The organism is Dichelobacter nodosus (genome assembly GCF_001263335.1).
GTDB lineage: Bacteria > Pseudomonadota > Gammaproteobacteria > Cardiobacteriales > Cardiobacteriaceae > Dichelobacter > Dichelobacter nodosus.
The window spans coordinates 38885-59669 of record NZ_LGVW01000011.1; the positions used below are offsets into that span (position 1 = coordinate 38885).

The following is a 20785-nucleotide window of genomic DNA, read 5'->3' on the forward strand; positions in this document are numbered from 1 at the left end:
ATCATTATGGAGAACAATAACAAATGAGTAAGTCACAATCTCTTCAAGACCCGTACCTAAATGCTTTGCGTAAAGAACGCGTGCCGGTATCGATCTATTTGGTAAATGGAATTAAATTGCAGGGGCAAATAGAGTCTTTTGATGCTTTTGTTATTTTGCTACGCAATAATATTTCACAAATGGTATATAAACATGCAGTGTCAACCATTGTTCCCTCTCGTAATATTCATTTAAGTCGGGAAGAAATGGGATTGGAAGATGAAGCCGGCGAGGAAATCAGCGCCGAATATACTCCAAACGCAGAAGGACAAGCGGAAGCAACCGCCGATCCGTTATACGATTAATGGCGATGGATTAATTTTTAGGGCGTTTGCAAAATTGCTTTGCAAACGCTTGTTATTTTTATAAAACATAGAGGATTCTGTGTTTGACGTTGAACACTCTCAAAAAGGCGAACGCGCGGCATTAATTCAAGTTGATATTGGGCGCGCTTTCGATGCAGCAGTTGAAGAAGAATTTCATTTATTAGCGGCTTCTGCCGGCGCACAAATAGTTTGGACGAAATCGATCGTGCGCGGTGAAGCAGAAGCGCGTTATTTAATCGGAAAAGGGCAGGTGGAAGAAATTGCGCGCGCCGTTTGCGAACATCAAATTGAACTCGTGATTTTTAATGCGCAATTAACGCCATCGCAAGAACGTAATTTAGAAAAAATATTGCAAGCGCGGGTGCTCGATCGCAACGGCTTAGTTTTGGATATTTTTGCCCAACGCGCTCGCAGCCACGAAGGTAAACTACAAGTTGAACTGGCGCAATTAAATCATTTATCCACGCGTTTAGTGCGCGGTTGGACGCATTTGGAACGGCAAAAAGGCGGCATTGGTTTGCGCGGGCCGGGAGAAACGCAATTAGAAACCGACCGCCGTTTATTAGCCATTCGCATTCGTCAGTTGGAGAAAAAATTAGAAAAAGTAGCGCGGCAGCGCGATGAAACGCGTAAAAATCGCGCCCGAAAAGACAGACCTACCGTCGCGCTGGCGGGATACACCAACTCTGGAAAATCCACTTTATTCAATTTGTTAACCGATGCCAACGTGTTAACGCAAGATTTATTATTTGCAACTTTGGATCCCACGTGGCGAAAACTCAATCATGCCAGCAATATGATGATTTTATTGGCGGATACCGTGGGTTTTGTCAGCGATTTGCCGCACGAACTCGTCGCCGCGTTTCAATCGACATTAGAAGAGACGATTTACGCGGATTTGATTTTACAAGTAATTGATATTTCAGATAAAGAATATATTGCGCGCACGGAAATCGTTGATGACGTTTTAGCAGAAATTGGTGCGGAAGCGGTGCCAAGGATTCGGGTGTATAACAAAATCGATCTCGTCGGCAAAGAGCCGCAAGTGATCGTCGATGAACACGGCTTAGCGCGCACGGTATTTGTTTCGGCATTAACCGGCGCGGGACGAGATTTGATTGCCGATGCCATCGTGCAATTTTTCCAACAATATCAAAAAGAAGGCTGGATTACGTTGCAGCCGCATGAAGGCGCATTGCGCGCGGAACTGTTTAATGAAAAAGCGGTGCTTGAAGAACGAATCGCCGCTGATGGTGCGATGAATTTGCGCATCGTGATCGATGAAAAGCGTTTGCAACAATTGCAATCTCGGTATAATCGCCGCTTTGAGCTAAAGTCATATTAGATAAATAACAAAGGTGAATATGTTTAACACGATGTTTGGCTGTCTTTATTTCATGGGCAGGAGAAAAATATGCCGTCCGCTGGCGATGGCAGAAGATCCATGGGGCAATCGTTCTCATTCGGATAAAAATGAACAACCACCTGATTTAGATGAATTTTTCTCCAATTTGATTCGGCATAAAAAAAAGTCTGGCGGTAATGAACCGTCAAACGACGAGCGTCCACCTTTGGGCAATATGCCGGATAAAAAAATTATTGTTTTAGCGAGTTTTTTGGCTGCGCTGATTTGGGGCGCTAGCGGCATTTATACGGTTAATGAACGTGAAAATGGCGTCGAAATATTCCTCGGAAAATTTACCACGACGACCGCATCGGGTCTTAATTGGCATTGGCCCGCGCCCATCGGCACCGTGGAAAAAGTAGACGTGCAATCGATTTCAACCATGCGCGTGGGCGAATTTCAAACGCGCAAAGGCAGCGTCAGCACGCATAATCAGCGCGAAGGGCAAATGTTAACTAAAGATGAAAACATCGTTGAAATCGGCGCCGCCGTGCAATATCGCATTAATGATGCCAAAGCGTTTTTGTATCAAGCCAAAGATCCGATTGAAGTTTTGCGCGATGTGGTGACCAGCGCGATTCGTGAAGTAGTCGGCGCCAATACTGTTGACGAAGTATTAAAAGATCGCCGTAACGATTGGCCGCAAGAATCGCGGCAAATTATTGAACGCACGTTAAAAGATTACGACATCGGCATTGAAATCGTTGCTTTTGAATTGCAAGACGCGCGTGCGCCGGCGGAAGTTCAAGATGCTTTTGAAGACGCAGTTCGGGCGCGCGAAGATGAAGAGCGTTTGCGTTTGGAAGCCGAAGCGTATCGCAATGAACGCGTTCCCGTGGCGCGCGGTGAAGCCGAGCAACATATTCAGCGTGCTTTTGCTTATGCCGTCAGCGTGGAAGAACAAGCTAAAGCGCAGGCGAGTAAATTTAATGCATTATTAGCGGCTTATCGTCAAGATAAAACGGCGATGCGCGATCGGTTGTATTTAGACAGTGTGGCGCGCGTTTATACGCAAACCCAAAAAATCTTGGTCGATAACGATAATGCGCGTCCAATCATTAATTTACCAACTCCAGTTGCTTCAGAGACGGTCGTTTCACCGCAAACGATTTCCGCCGTTGAAGAACCGCGCGCGGTTGTCGAAAAACCCAAAGATAATAAAACAGATAAAACGCTTACAACCGTTCCCGTGCGCACGATGAATGGTCGCGAACGTCCCAGTCGGACAGGAGAATAACAATGTTGCAAAAATTACATATCGCAGCAATGGCGCTGATTTTATTATTCATTTTGTCGCTTTCTTCCGTCTATATCGTCAATGAACGCGAATTAGCAGTGATTACGCAATTTTCGCGTTTAGTCAACACGCAAGAAAAAGCAGGTTTAAAATTTAAAATGCCGTTTATTCAACGTGTTGAATTTTTTGATAAGCGCATTCAGCGTTTGCAAGTCGATCCGGAGTTGTTTTTAACGCAGGAAAAGAAATATTTAATTGTTGATTATTATGTGGAATGGCGCATCAATGATATCCGGCGCTTTTATACCAGCGTTCAAGGCGATATTCAGCGGGCGGCGCGTTTGGTGGATCAATTGGTTAAAGACGATTTGCGCGGTGAATTTGTGCGTCATACAGTTTCCGATATCATTGCCGAACGCGGTAAACGGACGCCTAATGAAACGAGTCGGGCGCCGGCTTATTTGGGCATGGACGATGTCGCGCAGCGTTTAAATCAAAATTCTAGCCGTTATGGTGTAGAAATTGTGGGAATTCGTTTGAAACGGGTTGATTTTTCTGACGATATTCGTGATCGGGTTTTTGATCGTATGCGGGCGGAACGCGAACGCGTTTCTAAACAATTACGCGCACAAGGTCATGAACGGGCGCAAATTATTCGTGCTGAAGCCGATCGGCAGGCGCGGGAAATTATTGCTAAAGCTGACGCGCAGGCGGAAATTACGCGCGGAAAAGCCGATGCCAAAGCTGCCGAAATTTATGCTAAGGCATACGGTCAAGATTTAGATTTTTATCGTTTTATCAGAAGTATGCGCGCTTATGAAGAAGGTTTTAAAGCGGGCGATGTTTTGTTATTGGATAAAAATAATGCGTTTTTGCAACGCTTTTTCGAGCATCGATGGCTTGAAAATTTAGAAAAAGAACCCGAACGCGTTGCGCCATGAGCATTTGGTGGTTATCTTTAGCTTTGTTGCTGTTTTGCGAGGGGGCGGTGATTGCCATCGCGCCCAAACAGTGGCAAAACGCAATGCGACAATTAACGGCTTTACCGCCGCAAATACTCCGCCGCATGGGTATCGCTTTGGTGAGCGGCGCGTTTATGATTGTGGGTTTAATGCTTTATTTTGGTTAAAAGTTCATCGCGCGCGCTTTGCGATGCGGTGATGTTTAAGGAGCTTGACATGGGGAAAAAATTAGTCGTCATCGGCGCTCAATGGGGCGATGAAGGAAAAGGGAAAATCGTTGATTTATTAACCGAACGCGCCGGCGCCGTGGTGCGTTTTCAAGGGGGACACAATGCCGGTCATACTTTGGTGGTGCACGGCAAAAAAACGGTGTTACATTTAATTCCATCAGGCATTATGCATGATCACGTGATGAGTTATATTGGTAACGGCGTGGTTTTGTGTTTGCGGGCTTTATTTGAAGAAATCAAGGCGTTGACCGCTGAAGGCATTCCCGTAAAAGAACGGTTGCGCATTTCTCCTGCTTGCGCATTGATTTTGCCGAGTCATATCGCTTTGGATCAAGCCAGAGAAACCGCGCGCGGTAAAGATAAAATTGGTACTACCGGACGCGGCATTGGACCGTGTTATGAAGATAAAATTGCACGCCGCGGTTTGCGTTTGGAAGATTTGCGTCACCCCGATGATTTTCGGCAAAAGATGCAGGCTTTGATGACGTATCACAATTTTTTATTGGAAAACTATTATCATCAAACCGCGGTCGATATTGATGCAACGATTGAAGAATGGTTGGCTTATGGCAAAGACGTTTTGCCGTTGATGGAAGATGTGACTTTAGCGTTGCAACGTCATCAAGAACAAAACGTGATTTTTGAAGGCGCACAAGGTGCGATGTTGGATATTGATCAAGGTACTTATCCTTTTGTGACTTCTTCAAATACCGCCGCCGGCAGCGCATCTTGCGGCAGCGGTGTGGGTCCTCATCAATTAGATTATATTTTGGCAATTACGAAAGCGTATACAACGCGCGTTGGCAGTGGACCGTTCCCGAGCGAGCAAATTAATGACATTGGAGAACATTTAGCTAAAGTCGGTGTTGAAGTTGGCGCCTCAACAGGTCGTCGTCGTCGCTGCGGTTGGTTGGATTTACCGGCTTTACGGCGCGCGCTGCTCAATTCCAGTTTTGATGGCGTTTGTTTAACCAAATTAGACGTTTTAGATGAATTAGACGAAATTAAAATATGTACCGCGTACTGTCATCACGAGCAAATAATAGACGTTGCGCCGTTGGGATCAGAATCATTGGCAGAATGTGAACCGGTTTATGAAACTTTTACCGGCTGGAAAACGTCAACATTCGGCATTAAAAATGAAGCAGAATTGCCCCAAAAAGCGCGCGATTATATTGCCAAAATCGAAGAATATTTAGGCATTCCGGTCGTGATTATTTCTACCGGCGCGGATCGTAGTCATACGATTATGCGTCAATCATTATTAGAATAACGTACGTGCCGCCCAAACAGGCGGCATTTTTTTAGGAGCATCGATGGTGAAAAAAATCAGTGAAAATTGGCAGGAACGCGATCCTTATTACCGCAGAGAAATTGAAAAATATGGAAAAAATCCGTTGCCAAGTCGCGAATTTATTCTGTTGTGGTTGGAAGAACAGGGTAAATTGTTAACTTTTCCGCAAATTGTTAAAGCGTTTAACATGAGCGAGGCGCGCGGAGATTTGTTGCATTACCGTATTAAAGCGATGATTGCTGCCGGACAATTAATGCGCAATCGTCAAGGTTTTATTGGCGTGAGCCATAAAATGGATTTGGTCAGCGGTTATGTGATTGCGCACCCTGAAGGTTATGGTTTTTTAAACGTTGAAGGCGATATCGACGACGGTTTTATTCCGCCGCAATATATGCGCGAATTGATGCACGGCGATAAAATTCTCGCGCGCATTAAGCATGTTGACGGGCAGGGGCGCAAAGATTATGTGCCGGTTGAAATTTTGCAGCGCGGGCAAAAACGTGTTGTTGGTAAATTGCTCAATAATCAGGGAATTTTTTCCGTAATTCCCGAAAATCGCCGGTTAACGCAGCCGATTATGATTCCTAAAGCCGCGCTGGGTGATGCGGTTGCCAATCAAATTGTTTTAGCGGAAATTACGGCTTATCCCAGCAAACATCAGCAAGCCATCGGTACCATCGTAAAAGTGCTTGGCGACGAAATGGCAGCGGGATTGGAAGTGGCGATTGCGATTGAAAACTATAATATTCCGAACCATTTTTCTGATGCCGTACGTGCGCAAATTGAAAAAATGCCCGATGCGTTGCAAGAAGCTGATTATGTTGACCGGCTGGATTTGCGCTATTTGCCGATGGTGACGATCGATGGCATTTCCGCGCGCGATTTTGATGATGCGCTTTACGCGGAAAAACGCGGCGAGAATTATCGTTTATTTGTTGCCATCGCTGATGTTTCTTATTACGTAAAACCCGATTCTCCACTCGATGAAGAAGCTTATGCACGCGGGACTTCGGTTTATTTTCCGGATCGCGTGGTGCCGATGTTGCCGGAAAAATTATCTAATGGTTTGTGTTCTCTCAATCCGCATGTGGATCGTTTGTGTTTGGTTTGCGAGTTGACGATTACGCCGAGTGGACAAATTAAAAATAGTAAATTCCATCAAGCGGTGATTCAATCGCATGCGCGGTTGACGTATGAAACCGTTGAAAAAATTCTCTTTTTACAAGATCCCTTGATGCAGGAAAGTTTTGCGCAATTGCGCGCGCCGCTTGAAGATTTGCGCGTGGTTTACCAAATTTTGCGCACGGCAAGAGAAAAACGTCAGGCAATTCGTTTTGATTTTAAAGAAGCGGAATTTTTGTTTGACAGTGAAGGAAAAATTGAAAGTATTCAAGCGCGTAACGAATTAGAATCGTATCAATTAATTGAAGAATGCATGGTAATTGCCAACGTGGCGGCGGCAAAATTTTTGCAAAAACATAAATTAATTGGTTTATATCGCGTGCACGATAAACCCAGCGCGGAACGTTTTGAGAAAGTTTTTAATTATTTTGCCAAATTGGGCTTTAAAACGCCGAGTTTTGACACGGTGACGGTGGAACATTTTGCGCATTTATTAAAGAAAGCAGAAGGGCGTCAAGATCGCGCGTTATTAGAAAAAATGATTTTGCGATCTTTGCCGCAAGCGCTTTATAGTTCTGAAAATCGTGGGCATTTTGCTTTGGCTTTGAGTCATTACGCGCATTTTACTTCGCCAATTCGCCGCTATCCGGATTTATTGGTGCACCGCGCGATTCGTCATTGTCTTCAAGAAGAATCATCAGAAGTTAGCCTTTATTCGTTGGAAAAAATGGACGAAATGGCAAAACATTGTTCCATGACCGAGCGCCGCGCTGATGATGCCAGTCGCGATGCTATGGATTTTCTAAAATGTGAATTTATGAGTCACCGCATTGGCGATGAATTTTTTGGCGAGATTTCGAGCGTGACGAGTTTTGGTTTATTCATTACGCTGGACGAGTTTTTTATTGATGGTTTGGTGCACGTTTCTACTTTGCCCAGCGATTATTATCATTATGATGCCGATAATGTGCGGTTGCTTGGCGAGCGCAGCGGTCATAGTTATCAATTGATGGATAAAGTGCGCATTCGCGTGGTTCAAGTCAATATTGAAGATAAGAAAATTGATTTTGAATTGCTGGAGCATCAGGGTAAAAAGTTAAATAAGAAAAAACGCACGCGCACTGATAAACGCGGTCGCGCACGCAAAGGAAAATTATGAGTACAATTTGGATTGGCGGCATTCACGCGCTGCGGCAGGCTTTAAATGACGGCAATTTATTACGATTGGAAGTCAGCGAAGGAAAAACGTCAAAAAATTTAGCGAGTTTGGTTGCAGATGCAAAAGCAGCGCAGATTGAAATCATCACGGTGCCACGGCATTACATCGATCATCGTTTGCCGGACGTGCGCCATCAAGGTATTGCGGGCGAATGCCGTTTAAGCGCGCAAGCCAGTAATTGGCAGCAAGCAATTAGCGGCGTGGAACGTCCTTTTATTCTCGTTTTAGACAGTATTCAAGATCCGCATAATTTAGGCGCATGTTTGCGTACGGCGATGGCAGCGGGCGTTGATGCCGTGGTTTTGCCGAATAGTTGCGCTGCAGATATTACGCCCGTGGTGCGCAAAATTGCTTGCGGCGCGGCAGAAGCGTTAGCCATTTTTCGAGTGGCAAATTTAAAGCGCGAAGTGGAAATGATGAAGGAAAAAGGTTTGTGGGTGGTCGGCGGCGCTGGTGAAGCGGAAAAATCGTTATTTGATTTGGATTTGAGCGGCGGGCTGGTGATGATCGTGGGCAATGAGGAAAAAGGCATTCATTATGGTTTGCGGCAAACTTGCGATTGGTTGGCAGCCATTCCGATGGCTGAAACGATGGAGAGTTTAAATGTTTCTGTTGCCTGCGGCATTATGCTTTTTGAAGCGCGGCGGCAACGGTTAATGCATTAATATATATTAATTTTAATAAATCTATTGCTGGCGAGTGATTTGCTTTATTTAATTTGCTCGAGGTGATTTTTTTCAGCATACGATCGGCGCGATTAAAGAGGGCGCGGTTTTTTTAATGCAATTAGTAAAATGAAAATATTTTATTCTTTGGTTTTTTGCGCTATGATCTTGGCACTAGTGAAAAGAAGTTAATCTCTAGTTAAATCCCGTTTTCTCCACCCCACGTACTCAGGTTATTTTTAGGTGAAACTCATGAAACAATCCGGAATCAATGGCGTTAAAACGCTGACCCTTGTCGTATGCGCCGCGCTTGCAAGCCAAGCTTATGCCGCCGTAAATTACGAATCCGCTAATTATATTGGCAGCCAACCAGAAGGCAGCGTTCGCTTTATCATTAAATACAAAGATAAAAGCCAATCCCAACAAATGATGACCAACCGCAGCACAACCAGCGTTATGAATAATAACAACATTACAATTGCTGGATTTAATGCTCAATTCGTGCGCACAATGACAATTGGCGCGGGCATTTTTGCTGTACCCGATTTAAAAACAACGAAAGAAGCGCATTTGGTAATGGATACCATCGCTTCCAATCCTGATGTTGAATACGTTGAAGTTGACCGTTGGCTTCGTCCTTTTGCCGCTCCAAATGATCCGTTCTATAACGATCAATGGCACTATTACAGCGAATATGGCGTTAAAGCCGATAAAGTTTGGGATCGTGGCATCACAGGAAAAGGCGTAACTGTTGCCGTAGTAGATACAGGTATCGTCAATCACCCTGATTTAAATGCAAACGTAATTCCCGGATCTGGTTATGACTTTATTCAAGAAGCGGAAATTGCTCAAGATGGCGATGGTCGTGATTCTAATCCTGCTGACGCCGGCGATTGGCACAGTAACTGGGCGTGCGGTAAGTATCCCGATCCGCGTTATGAAAAAAGAAACAGTTCTTGGCACGGCTCTCACGTTGCTGGAACCATTGCAGCCGTAACTAATAACCGCATTGGTGTTTCTGGCGTTGCCTACGATGCGAAAATTGTTCCGGTGCGTGTATTAGGTCGTTGCGGTGGTTATAACTCTGATATTAACGAAGGTATGTATTGGGCAGCGGGCGGTCATATTGATGGCGTGCCTGATAACAAACACCCAGCCCAAGTTATTAACATGAGTTTGGGCGGACCTGGTGTTTGCGGTTCTACCGAACAAACTTTAATTAACAGAGCTACACAATTGGGCGCAACCATTATCGTTGCAGCAGGTAACGATAATATCGATGCATACGGAGTAACCCCAGCAAGCTGCGACAATATTTTAACAGTGGGTGCAACCACTTCTAACGGTACTCGCGCCTATTTCTCTAACCACGGAAGCGTTGTTGATATTTCTGCACCGGGCGCCGGCATTACTTCTACCGTTGACTCTGGAGCACGTTATCCAAGTGGTCCGAGTTATAGTTTGATGGACGGTACTTCTATGGCGACACCGCACGTTGCTGGCGTTGCTGCATTAGTAATTTCTGCCGCTAATAGCGTCAATAAAGAAATGACACCGGCACAAGTTCGCGATGTTTTAGTGCGCACAGTTAGCAGCTTTAACGGTACTCCAGATCGCAGAATCGGCGCAGGTATTGTTGATGCTGATGCTGCTGTTAATGCCGTTTTAGATGGTAATGTTGTTGAACGTCCGATCGACGAATTAAAACCGCAAGCGGAATACCGCAATCCTCAAATTAAATTAATTCGCGATTATCAAATGATGTTCAGCGAAATTAAGGTTAACGGTCGTCCAGGAAATACTAAATTTGCGGTTGTAAAAGCAGATATTCGCCATACTGATCCGAGTCAATTAAAACTGCGTCTCGTTTCTCCGAAAGGTTATGAATATGCTGTTCATTATGACAACATTAAAAATAAATCCTCCGAGCTCATCACTTTCCCAAGAGATGAACAAATGAATGGTTATTGGAGACTGAAAATCGTGGATACCAAACGCGGTGTTACCGGTTATACCAGAGGTTGGAGTGTTGCATTCTAACTTTATTGAGTTGTCATAATTCAATTAAAGCCTCCCGTTTTGGGAGGCTTTCTTGTTTTTTATTTTAGGAGACTTGTCATGCGTGAAAAAATTGCGGCACGCGCTCAATTTTTAACTTCTATTCGCCAATTTTTTGCTCAAAAAAATGTGCTCGAAGTGGATACGGCTTTATTATCACCAGCGGGAGTGACGGATATTAATTTGCGATCATTGGCGGTTGAAGATTTAGGTTATTTAATCACTTCACCAGAATATGCGATGAAAGCATTATTAGCCGACGGCGGCGGCGATATTTATCAGTTGTCACACGTTTTCCGCGGCGACGAAAATGGACGCAAACACCGCCGCGAATTTACATTACTTGAATGGTATCGTTTGGGTTGGACACATCAGCAGCTCATTCATGAAGTCAGCGAACTTGTGCAAACGCTCTTCCCGAAAACGGAAAAATTCCCCGTTAAAATCAGTCCTTATGCGGATTTATTTCAAGAATATCTCGATTTGGATCTTTTTAGCGCCGATGATGCGCTGATTTTGCAAAAATGCGTGGCAATTGTGCCCGAAAGCCGTCAATGGCAACTTTCACGCGATGGTATGTTGGATTTGTTATTTACCCACCGCATCGAACCGAATTTAGGAGCGAATTGTTTGCAATTTGTTTGTGAATATCCGCCGTCTCAAGCGGCATTAGCACGAATTATGCAGAATAAACAAGGACATAATGTTGCCGCGCGCTTTGAGTTATACATTGATGGCATTGAATTGTGTAATGGTTTTTGGGAATTAGCAAACGCTAAAGAACAACGGCACCGTTTCGAACTGGATAATCAAGAGCGTTTAGCCGCAGGACTCAAACCCATGCCGATTGATGAAGCTTTTTTAAGCGCATTGGAGCGCGGTTTGCCCGATTGCGCAGGCGTTGCGCTCGGCGTGGATCGGTTATTCATGTTAGCGCAAGGAAAAAACCATATTGCGGAAGTGATTTTATAAACGAATAAATTATTTTATCGATAATATTTTTGATAATTTTTTGAAAAATAACAAATATTTTTTATTAACGCAGTGATTTTTGATTAATTAATATAATTAATATAACCATTTTTTAAAAAATTTTTTTGCTATTTATCTTTCATTTACGTAATATACTCAGTGCTGAATAAATAAAAATTAATTATTTAGCAATTATTAATGAAATCAATAACAGGTGAAAGCATGAATCTATCGAACATTTCTGCGGTAAAAGTATTAACACTGGTGGTTAGCGCTGCCATCGCTGGTCAAGTTTGCGCGGCTGAAAGTATCGTCAACTATGAATCAGCAAATGCCATTAGCAAACAGCCAGAAGGCAGTGTGCGCTTTATCGTCAAATATAAAGATGGCACGCCATCAAGCCAAGGTTTGAAAACACGCAGCACAACTAAAGTAATGGCAAGCGGTATGCAAGTTGCTGGTTTTGAAGCACAATTTGTGCGCACAACCGGTTTAGGCGCGGGCATTTTTGCTGTACCAGAATTAAAAACAACCAAAGAAGCGCATTTGGTGATGGATACCATTGCTTCTAATCCTGATGTTGAATTTGTGGAAGTTGACCGTTTAGCGTATCCAAAAGCTGCGCCTAATGATCCGAGCTATCGACAACAATGGCATTATTTCGGCAATTACGGCGTTAAAGCTAATAAAGTTTGGGATCGCGGATTTACCGGTCAAGGCGTAGTTGTGAGCGTCGTGGATACTGGAATTTTGGATCACGTTGATTTAAATGGAAATATGTTGCCAGGTTATGACTTTATCTCTAGTGCGCCCAATGCCCGAGATGGAGATCAACGCGATAATAATCCTGCCGACGAAGGCGATTGGTTTGATAATTGGGATTGCGGTGGTTACCCTGATCCGCGCAGAGAAAAAAAATTCAGCACTTGGCACGGCTCTCACGTTGCTGGAACCATTGCCGCGGTAACCAATAACGGCGTTGGCGTTGCAGGCGTTGCTTATGGCGCGAAAGTAATTCCGGTACGCGTATTAGGAAAATGCGGCGGTTATGATTCTGATATTACAGACGGAATGTATTGGTCAGCAGGCGGTCATATTGACGGCGTTCCTGATAACCAAAATCCTGCTCAAGTAGTTAATATGAGTTTAGGCGGCGGTGGCGGTTGTTCACAAAACTCACAACGTATGATTGACAAAACCACTAATTTAGGTGCATTAATCGTTATCGCTGCCGGTAATGAAAATCAAGATGCCAGCAGAACATGGCCGAGCAGTTGTAATAACGTATTAAGCGTTGGCGCAACCACACCAAAAGGAAAACGCGCTCCATTTTCAAACTACGGCGCCCGAGTTCATTTAGCCGCACCGGGTACAAATATTTTATCAACTATTGACGTTGGACAAGCAGGACCTGTTAGAAGCAGTTACGGCATGAAAGCCGGTACATCAATGGCGGCTCCGCATGTTTCTGGCGTTGCAGCGTTAGTGATTTCTGCGGCAAATAGTATCGGTAAAACTTTAACACCGTCAGAATTAAGCGATATTTTAGTACGCACTACCAGCCGTTTTAATGGTCGTTTAGATCGGGGATTGGGATCAGGTATTGTTGATGCCAATGCTGCGGTTAATGCTGTTTTAGGCGATCAAAATCGCGCTCAACCTCGACCGCCGGTTAATCAACCCATTAATTCTGGAAATAAAGTTTATAGAAGCGACCGCAGGGTTGCCATTCGCGATTTAAGATCAGTAACCAGCGGTATTCGTGTTAACGATCAAGCACGCGTTGGATCTGCCAATATTACGTTGACTTTAGACATTCGTCACGGCGATCGTTCACAATTAGCAGTGGAACTGATTGCGCCATCAGGACGCGTCTATCCGATCTATCATGACGGCAAACGTCAACCCAATATCGTGGGACCGGCGACATTTAGCGTGAAGAATGAACGGTTACAAGGAACTTGGACTTTGAAAGTAACCGATAAAGCGCGCGGCGTGACCGGTTCTATCGATAGTTGGAGTTTGACATTCTAATTTTTTGTTAACCTTTTAATCACAAAAATCCTCCATTTCTGGAGGATTTTTTATTTTTAATTCAATGCGTTAATGAAAATGTAGTTATAAGTTAATATCATGAAGAACGGGATAACAATTAATTAAATAACATTATGAATAAAAAAGTTCCGGCAAAAGTCTCTATCATTTCCGCGGGGTTAATTTAACGACCTCTATTAATTAACCAAAATTTATTTTCTTATAAGGTGATACACGATGTATAAAACATTCTCAAAAATGGCGTTGATTCTTTGCTTAACACCGGCATTTTTATTTGCTCAAACTTATAAAGTAGTGGTCAATCCCAATTCACCGCCCAAAGCATTCCGCGATGAAAGTGGTTTATTTATCGGCATTGATGTTGATATCATCAAAGCGATTGCGCAATCTAAAGGATTTGAAGTGGAATTTTTCGGTTCTGACAAAAAATTGCCCACCATTGATGACGGCAGCAACGATATTGCACCAAGCATCGTAATCACTGATGATCGCAAAGCAAAATATGGCGTCAGCGATTCATATTTCACGGGATACACCACCGCGTTACACAAAAAAGCGTTGGCAGACAACAATCTTGAAAATTTACCGTCCGATCGCACAGCCGTTGTTTTTGATACCAACAAACACAAATTGTTAAAAGAAGCTGGACTTTCGCCCATCAAAGCTGATACCACTTTTTTAGGCATTGCGATGGTATTCCAAGGAAAAGCGGATTATTTCGTCAGCGACGACTCCATTTTGAAATACACCATCAAGCAAAATCCCAAATTGAAAGCGGATTTAACAAATTTAATGGTGCACGGCGTTCTTGAAGAATCTCATTACGGCTTTGTCGTTAAAAAAGATCAAACCGAATTGCTTAACAAAATTAACGCCGGTTTAGCAGAAATTAAAGCCAACGGCGAATTCGATAAAATTGTTGAATCATGGATGGGTAAAGCAGGAAACTAGTCATTCACTCTTGAAATTTCTGAAAAAAACCTCCTAAAAAGGAGGTTTTTTATTTGATTACGCTTCACAACTTTGACAATGCAATAAATTGCGATTAAAACGCTGCGCCGCACTCATACTATGTTGATAATAAATAGATTTAACGCCTAATTCGGCAGCCGTTAAATAAAGCTGATTAATATCGCGCGTTGGCGTATCGGGGTGAATCATCAAATTAATGCTTTGCCCTTGATCGATATATTTTTGCCGCTGCGCCGCTTGTTGAATAATGCTTAACTGATTGATTTCTGAAAACGTTTTAAAAATGGCTTTTTCTTCATCGCTCAAATCCGGCAAATGTTGCACGGAACCATCATTTAACAAAATACTTTCCCACGTTGTTTCCGTATCCAAACCTTTTTCCGCTAATAACGCCACTAAAAACGGATTTTTATAAGTCGTTTTAATTTTTGCTAAATCTTTGACGTGATAATTCGATTTTAACGGTTCTACTGACGGCGAAACGCTGCCCAAAATAAAACTGCTCGATTTTGTCGGCGCCACGCTCATCAACGTGGTATTGCGGCGACCGTAACCGCGCAAAATTTCTGGTTCACCTAAATGTTCGGCTAACGTGCGCGAGGCGCTTAACGTTTTTCGTTGCAATAATTGAAAGATTTCATTATTTTTTTGCATGGCAGCCAAACTGTCAAAAGGCAAATGTTGCGATTGCAAATAACTATGCCAGCCTAAAACGCCCAATCCCAAAGCTCGATGACGCATCGCAAAACGCCGCGCGCGTTCTAAAAAGGGCAAATCCGCGCTTTTTTCAATAAATTCCGTCATCACCGCATCTAAAAAGTAAACGAGCAATTCCACCGCATCGGTATTTTTCCATTCCTCGTAATACAACAAATTCATTGACGACAAACAACAAACAAAACTTTCCTCTTCGCTCGCCGGCAGCATAATTTCCGTGCATAAATTGCTGGCATAAATCGGCAGATTTAAATCTTTGTAAACGTCCGGACGTCCAGCATTAGCGTTATCTTTGAAAAATAAATAAGGAATACCGGTTTCTGATTTTCGTTGCAAAACTTTCGCCCAAATGCGCCGTTTTTCGCTGTCGCCGGCTTTCATCTCCGCCAACCATTGATGACTGATGCATACGCCGTAATACATCAATTGAATGGGATTGCCTTCGGTATGAATATCCAACCATTCTTCAATATCGCCGTGCTCAATATCGATATAACCGGCAAATTGTCCTTTGCGTGATGTGCCTTGTGAAATCACATCGATGACGGTATCAAACAGTTTCGAAAAATTAAAAGAACCATCTGATTTACCGTTATCGCGAATATCGCTACCGCGCGGGCGAATTGCGCCAAAATAGGCGCTGGTGCCGCCGCCAATTTTGCTCATCATGCCGACTTCTGCCGTGGTGCGCATAATGTCGTAAATCGAATCGCCGATATAACTACCAAAACACGAAATCGGCAAACCGCGCGCCAAACCAAAATTCGACCAAATCGGCGAAGAAAAAGAATAATAACCGCGCGCTAAATAATGAAAAAAGCGCTGTTCAAAATCAGCAAAAGGCAGAATTTCGGCAGCGCGGGCAACGATTTCCTTCATTCTTTTTTCGGCGCTGGTGCCGTCTAACAAATAACCGCGTTGCAGAAAAAGACGGCTGTCATCGTTGAGCCAAAAAAAATCAGGACGATCAGAAGAGATCATCGGCAGTAATTTGTTTGGTTTTTTTGCTGTAGTCGGTGCTGCGTTTGTAGAAGAAGTCATTTTCCTTTCCTGAAAGTATTTCAATATCAAACCATTGCGTTTCTTTTAATCGTTCTTCATCAACCGTATACGGCGATTCAATTCCCAAAACACTTAAGGAATTGTTGTAACGATTAACAATATAATTTTCCACGGTTTTTTGTTGTAAAAAGGGCAAATCGCCGTTTTCAAAAATCCAATTTAAAATGCCGCGTTCGGCTGCTAATGCTTGATCTGCCAACGTTTTTAAATGGTGATAAAAAGAATCGGTGAATAAATCGGGGTGTTCTTCTTTGATGATGTGATACAACGCAATGCCAAATCGTCCGTGAATTTCTTCTTCTTTGGAAGTCGCTTCAACCGCGTTAGAAATCCCTTTGAATAAATTACGATATTTATTAAACGACATCATAATTAAAAATTGTCCAAACAAAGAAATATGCTCAACAAACAAAGAAAACAAAACCAGCGATAACACCAACTCCTGATTATTTTTATCTTTGTTGCGCATAAACGCTTCCATATATTCAATTCTCGCCATCAGCGCGGGAATATGCGTAATTTGCGTAAACAATTCATTCATGCCCAATTGTTCTAATAAAAACGAATACGCATCTTTATGACGCACTTCGCTTTCTGCAAACGTACCGCCCACATCGTCAATTTCGGCTTTGGGAAAATAATGATACAAATCGCCCCAAAAACGCTTCACGCTCACTTCAATTTGCGAAATCGCCAGCATAGAACGCGTTAACGCAGTGCGTTCAGCGTCGCTGATTGCGGTTTTATAATCTTGAATATCGCCGGTAAAATTAAATTCGGTATGCAACCAATAAGAATGGCGAATAGCATCTTTAAATTCCAATAATTCGGGATATTCGTAGGGTTTAATCTGTATGCGTTTTTCAAATAAACTGCGGGGCATAAAAGCGCTCTCCAAACAAGAAAAGAGCGCTCATTTTAGATGGTAAAAATTTTGATTCAACGGAAAAATTCTTTCAGGTTGAAATATAGACAAAAAAATATTTACACATCATCATGTATTTTCTAAAAATATAACACTATATATTGTGTTATCTCGCGCGTTACGGAATTTTTGCAGATTCGTTAGATTCTGCCACTTTAACCGCCACCAAACGCGAAACCCCCGGTTCACTCATCGTCACACCAATTAAATGATCGCACGCCTGCATCGTGCGTTTATGGTGCGTAATCACGATAAACTGCGTATTGGCTGCCATTTCTCGCAATAATGCCGTCAAACGCATCACGTTAGCTTCATCGAGCGGCGCATCAATTTCATCTAGCAAACAAAAGGGCGCCGGATTTAATTTAAATAAAGCAAATACCAACGCCACCGCCGTCAATGCCTTTTCTCCGCCAGACAACATACTAATATTTCTTACTTTTTTTCCCGCCGGACGCACGGTTAACGCGATGCCTGCCGTTAATAAATCCGTTCCCACCCACGTTAAACTGCCTTCGCCGCCCTGAAATAAAACCGGAAATAAAACGCCAAAATATTGATTAACCGCCGTAAATGTTTCGCGCAAACGCGCCTGCGTTTCTTTATCTAAAGCCGCAATTGCTTCTTCCAATAACGCTAAACTCTGTTGTAAATCCTGACATTGCGCCGTTAACTGCTGAAATTCGGCATCAATTTCGGCAAAATGCGCGATCGCCGCGGCATTAACCGCGCCCAAATCATCAATTTTTTGTTTGATTTGCCGTAAATGACGCGTTAACGCGGTCTCATCGAGCGCCGCATCATCAGCAAAAACCAGCGCCGACCACTCATTTTCTGCCAACGCCGCCAATTTTTCCTGCCGCCGCGTCAATAAAGTTTCCTGATATTGCTGACGACTGTTTAAACGTTCCTGCAATAAATGCGCTTGATGACTGGCTTCATTTAAACGATCTTTATTGATTTGCCATTGTTTTTGTGCGGTTTCGGCGGCAATTTGCGCCTCTTGATACAATACGCCGTGTTCTTCAAGCGCCCATTTTTGTTCCGCGAGCGCCGCGTCCGCCGCGGTCAATTGCGCGCTTAATTGTTCATAACGCGCGCGGCATTCTTCCTGCTGCGTTTCTACTTCACATTGATCAAAATGCAAACGCTGCTGCTGTTTTTCGTAAGAATCGAGAAAAGCTTGCAACGCCGAACGTTCCTGCTGATATTTTTGCTGCAGCGCCTGTGTTTTTTTTAATTCGGCGTTACCGTGCGAAAAAGCCGCTTCACTTTTTTGATACGAATCCGTCAACGCTGCCACATTCGGTAAAACTTGCGCGCGGGCGTGCTGATAATCGCGTTCACATTCCATAAAACGATTTTTAGCCTCAACAATATCTTCTTCAAGTTGTTTGCGCGCGTGGCATTGTTGCGCGTGTAACTGCTGTTGATGGGTTTGTGCTTGCTGTTGTAATTGTAAAGCGTGCTTTTTTTCGTCCAATTCGCGCTGACAATGACGCACCAATTGTTGGGCATTTTGATATTTTTGTTGACATTCTTCGGCGGCAATTTGCGCGCGGTGTTGTTTTTGTTTGAGCGCTGTCAACGCAATTTGCTGCTGTTGCAATTCTGTTTCCAATTGCGATAACTGCTGATAACGGGCTAATAAACCATGATGTTCCTGCGCGCGACTGGGCAAATAACAATCGCGCCCCACCAAACTGCCAGATAACGTTAAATAATAACCTTCTTGCAACGTCGAAAAATCCACCGCGGAATCGGGAAGCGCTAACGGCTGAAGATGTCCCAATAATGCCTGCAAAGAATAAGAACTTTCTATAATCGATTGCCACTGTTTTGGCGGTGCGCCCGCGCCCAACCACGCCGCTTCAATGCCGCAATTATGCGTTGCCGCCGTCAGCGCTGGGTGCAAATAACGCTCCAAAGCAGATTGCCATTTTTCTTCAATCACAAGCGTTTCATAAAGCGCTTTTTCTGATTGATTGGCAACGCGCGGTTCAGGCAACCATTGTTGCAGCGTTTCTGCGCGCGCTTTTAATCCGTCTAACGCGCGCTCGGCGTCCATTAAAGCCTGTTGCTGTTGTTGTAATATTTGTTGGGCTTCTGCCGCGCTTTTTTGCGCCTGCATTTCCACACTAAGCGCTTCTTCTAATTGAAACTCTTTCATTTCAACCGCGGCACGCGTTTCCTCTAAAACATCTACGGTTGCTTGCAACGCTTCATCGGGCGCGTTTTGCGTTTGTAAACGTTGCTCGAGCCGCTGCCAATGCGTTTTTGCTTCCTCATAACGCGATAAACAGTGCGCCACATTATCTTTTTGCTGCTGGCATAACATTTGACCTTGCCGCAATGCCGCGCGCTGCTGTTCCATATATTCACGCGCGGCGGTCAGCGCAGTTTCCAATTGCGTAATATGAATACCGCATTGTTGGCTTTCGTTAATGATGGTTTCTAAAGCGATTTTTTTTTGTTGATATTGTGCGGTGTCGTCAGCATTTTCTGCTGCCAAACGTTGCTGCCGTTGATTTAATTCTGCAAGCCGTTGTTGCACGTGCTGCCATTCGCTTTTTTCTCGAGCGCTGCGCATTTCTGCTTGTTGATGTAAATGCCCCAATTCTTGATAACGCTGTTGCGCTTGTTTTTCCAACAATTGCGCGCGTTCTACGGCGCTAGCAGCTTCCGCACACGTTTTTTGAGCTTCTTCATGCGTTTTTAGCGCCGTTTCAAGCGCTTGTTCTTGCTGCTGTTGATCATTTTGTGCCGCGATTAATGAGCGTTCTGTTTCATGCAATTGCCAACTCAATAATTGGCGCTGTTCTTGAGCGTATTGTTGTTGATGTTGTTGATATTGTTGCGCAATTTCGGCTTCATCGGCGAGTCGATCGCGTTGTTTTTTGAGCTGTTGTAACCGTTCATCATGCAGCAAAAGATGAGCGTGGACTTGTTGCATGCGTCGCTCGGTTTCTTTGCGTTTTAATTTGTAAATGCCCACGCCGGCGGCTTCTTCTAAATAAACGCGTAATTCTTCGGGTTTTGCTTCAATAATGCGGCTAATCATGCCTTGCTCGATTAAAGCATAACTGCGCGCACCCACGCCGCTGCCTTTTAATAAAGCAACAATATCTTTGCGCCGGCACCGTTGTCGATTAATGCTATATTCTGAAACGCCATCAGAACTGACTTTTCGTTGAATAACGATTTCGTGATAATCCGCAAATGCGCCGCCGGCGCTGTGATCGTGGTTATCAAAATGCAAACTCACGCTTGCCAAACCGCTCGCGCGTCGCAATTTTGAACCGCCAAAAATCACATCGGTTAACATTTGCCCGCGTAATTGTTTGGCAGCGCTTTCGCCTAAAACCCAGCGCACGGCATCAACAATATTGGATTTACCACAACCATTCGGGCCAATAATGCCCGTAATCGGGGCATCAACGGGAAATAACGCACGATCAGCAAAAGATTTAAAACCAATAAGTTCAATAGCAGTGAGTTTCATTTAGGAAATTTAATTTTAAGAAA

At 43.8% G+C, this 20785-nt stretch carries 15 protein-coding genes; 12 read left to right on the plus strand and 3 right to left on the minus strand.

The annotated features are described in order from the left end of the window. Positions 1–23 precede the first annotated feature (23 nt). From hfq to AKG33_RS01495, 12 genes are all read left to right on the plus strand, one after another. A complete protein-coding gene (gene hfq, locus AKG33_RS01440) occupies positions 24–344 on the plus strand; it encodes an RNA chaperone Hfq (protein WP_012030929.1) in 321 nt (106 codons plus the stop codon). A gap of 79 nt (positions 345–423) precedes the next feature. Continuing rightward, positions 424–1710: a GTPase HflX gene (hflX, locus tag AKG33_RS01445; protein ID WP_050707847.1), complete on the plus strand. Its 1287-nt coding sequence runs from the start codon at positions 424–426 to the stop codon at positions 1708–1710. A 19-nt stretch (positions 1711–1729) separates the two neighbouring features. Beyond that, a complete protein-coding gene (gene hflK / locus AKG33_RS01450) occupies positions 1730–3007 on the plus strand; it encodes an FtsH protease activity modulator HflK (RefSeq protein WP_012030931.1) in 1278 nt (425 codons plus the stop codon). Positions 3008–3009: 2 nt separating this feature from the next. Then, positions 3010–3948, plus strand: coding sequence for a protease modulator HflC (gene hflC / locus AKG33_RS01455; RefSeq protein ID WP_012030932.1), 939 nt, complete (start codon positions 3010–3012; stop codon positions 3946–3948). Next, on the plus strand, positions 3945–4136 hold the full coding sequence (locus AKG33_RS01460; RefSeq protein WP_041729480.1) for a DUF2065 domain-containing protein: 192 nt from the start codon (positions 3945–3947) through the stop codon (positions 4134–4136). Before hflC ends, AKG33_RS01460 begins: the two co-directional genes overlap by 4 nt. Before the next feature lie 49 nt (positions 4137–4185). After that, on the plus strand, positions 4186–5472 hold the full coding sequence (locus AKG33_RS01465; RefSeq protein ID WP_012030934.1) for an adenylosuccinate synthase: 1287 nt from the start codon (positions 4186–4188) through the stop codon (positions 5470–5472). Between the two features lie 43 nt (positions 5473–5515). Next, a complete protein-coding gene (gene rnr / locus AKG33_RS01470) occupies positions 5516–7774 on the plus strand; it encodes a ribonuclease R (RefSeq protein WP_012030935.1) in 2259 nt (752 codons plus the stop codon). Continuing rightward, complete coding sequence (rlmB, locus tag AKG33_RS01475) at positions 7771–8499, plus strand: 23S rRNA (guanosine(2251)-2'-O)-methyltransferase RlmB (protein WP_012030936.1); 729 nt, start codon at positions 7771–7773, stop codon at positions 8497–8499. The genes rnr and rlmB overlap by 4 nt, the downstream gene beginning before the upstream one ends. Positions 8500–8751: 252 nt before the next feature. After that, on the plus strand, positions 8752–10539 hold the full coding sequence (locus AKG33_RS01480; RefSeq protein ID WP_012030937.1) for a S8 family serine peptidase: 1788 nt from the start codon (positions 8752–8754) through the stop codon (positions 10537–10539). Positions 10540–10578: 39 nt separating this feature from the next. Then, entirely contained in the window at positions 10579–11529 is a 951-nt protein-coding gene (epmA, locus tag AKG33_RS01485) for an EF-P lysine aminoacylase EpmA (protein WP_228369826.1), read from the plus strand. 222 nt (positions 11530–11751) lie between these two features. Next, complete coding sequence (locus tag AKG33_RS01490; RefSeq protein WP_012030939.1) at positions 11752–13563, plus strand: S8 family serine peptidase; 1812 nt, start codon at positions 11752–11754, stop codon at positions 13561–13563. A 237-nt stretch (positions 13564–13800) separates the two neighbouring features. Next, on the plus strand, positions 13801–14535 hold the full coding sequence (locus AKG33_RS01495) for a transporter substrate-binding domain-containing protein (protein ID WP_012030940.1): 735 nt from the start codon (positions 13801–13803) through the stop codon (positions 14533–14535). Between the two features lie 57 nt (positions 14536–14592). Here the strand turns inward: AKG33_RS01495 and AKG33_RS01500 are convergent, their stop codons facing one another. The 3 genes from AKG33_RS01500 to AKG33_RS01510 all read right to left on the minus strand — a co-directional run bounded on the left by AKG33_RS01500 (position 14593) and on the right by AKG33_RS01510 (position 20762). Next, entirely contained in the window at positions 14593–16254 is a 1662-nt protein-coding gene (locus tag AKG33_RS01500; RefSeq protein ID WP_041729862.1) for a ribonucleoside-diphosphate reductase subunit alpha, read from the minus strand. Next, a complete protein-coding gene (locus AKG33_RS01505; protein ID WP_012030942.1) occupies positions 16241–17218 on the minus strand; it encodes a ribonucleotide-diphosphate reductase subunit beta in 978 nt (325 codons plus the stop codon). The genes AKG33_RS01500 and AKG33_RS01505 overlap by 14 nt, the downstream gene beginning before the upstream one ends. Positions 17219–17378: 160 nt before the next feature. After that, positions 17379–20762, minus strand: coding sequence for a chromosome segregation SMC family protein (locus AKG33_RS01510; protein ID WP_050707848.1), 3384 nt, complete (start codon positions 20760–20762; stop codon positions 17379–17381). Positions 20763–20785 lie beyond the last annotated feature (23 nt).